Origin of the sequence: Candidatus Pelagibacter sp. (genome assembly GCF_052049775.1) — a bacterium.
Classification (GTDB): domain Bacteria; phylum Pseudomonadota; class Alphaproteobacteria; order Pelagibacterales; family Pelagibacteraceae; genus Pelagibacter.
This window is the reverse complement of record NZ_JBNGZH010000051.1, coordinates 1-1,206: the sequence shown is the minus strand read 5'-3', so window position 1 is coordinate 1,206 and position 1,206 is coordinate 1. Positions and strand designations below refer to the sequence as shown.

At 22.5% G+C, this 1,206-nt stretch carries 1 protein-coding gene and 1 pseudogene; one reads left to right on the top strand and one right to left on the bottom strand.

Annotated features, from left to right (window positions below):
• The coding region (locus ACTT83_RS05980) for a hypothetical protein (protein WP_440919183.1) at nucleotides 1-745 on the top strand (745 nt) is incomplete at its 5' end.
• Here ACTT83_RS05980 and ACTT83_RS05975 read toward each other — a convergent pair.
• Nucleotides 738-1,206 (bottom strand): annotated as a pseudogene (locus ACTT83_RS05975) (hypothetical protein); the annotation flags it as partial. The gene ACTT83_RS05980 and the pseudogene ACTT83_RS05975 sit on opposite strands and share 8 nt — an antisense overlap.

Here is a 1,206-nt window from a genome sequence, read left to right as displayed (position 1 = left end):
GTTCTTTTTTAAAAGTAAAAGCAAAAATTTTAAAAATAGTAAACTTAAAATTTTATCAGGTTATAATTTTAGATATAGAAATATTGGAAAAGAATCAGAAAAAAATATCATCAAATATGCTAATCATTTTAAATTTGATTATGAATTTGATAAGTCAAATAGATTTGAAAGGCATTTCTATTGGTTAAAGATAAAAATGCTTATTGATAATCTTGAAAAGGGAAAATATGATTTTTATCTTTGGTTAGATGCTGATACTTTTTTTTGTAGATACGAAAACATATTAGATCATATTGACAAATCAAAACATATCTTTGTACATAACAATTTTTTTAAATCTGTTCACAAAACAAAATATAAATTTGTAAATTATTTAACCTGGGGTCCTAATGTGGGAGTTTTACTTGTTAGAAATACAAAATGGTCATTAAATTTTTTTAAAAATGTTTGGAACAAAAAAAAATACCTTAAACATTTTTGGCCCGATAATGCTGCTTTTATGGATGAAGTTGGTTTAAAGGCAGAAATTGCGAAAATATCTGATAATAACTTATCTAAAGAAGTAAGAAATAATATTTCATTCTTATCAGGTATTTGGAATAGTATGCCGAAAAAAAATTTTGAAAATCCTGAAAGTGATGAAGTTTCAAATTTTTATTTTAATCCAGTGATTATTCATTTGGCTGGAATAAGAAGAAGAGATAGAATTAATTTTATCAAAAAATATAAAAAATTATTTATTTGATTTTAAGATTTTGGATCTGATTTTTACTATATAGATTTAAATAGCAATTAAAGCCACTATTTTTATTGAATTCTTCTTTATCTAATATTTCTTCTAATGGTTTAGGTAAAGAGAATGGTGGTTTACTTAAATCTATTTCTCTATATTCCCCATCAGGAATGTCTAAATTATCTATTTCTTTAGTTGTATCTTTCATTTTATATGTTGTTAGTAATAAGTAATTAATATTACTTTCTCTAAAGTTTTCAAAAAATAATTTGATACTTTGAAATGACAAATGAATTAAACAATCCCTACAAATCATCAAATCTGAATCTGGTAAACTCTCATCAGTAATATCAAGTTTTATGAATTTAATATTATTTCTTTTAAATTTTCTTATATTATTATCAATTATTTCTTGCACAATATCTCCACCAATATAAGACAATTCTTTATTTAATATATTTTTAACCCAATTG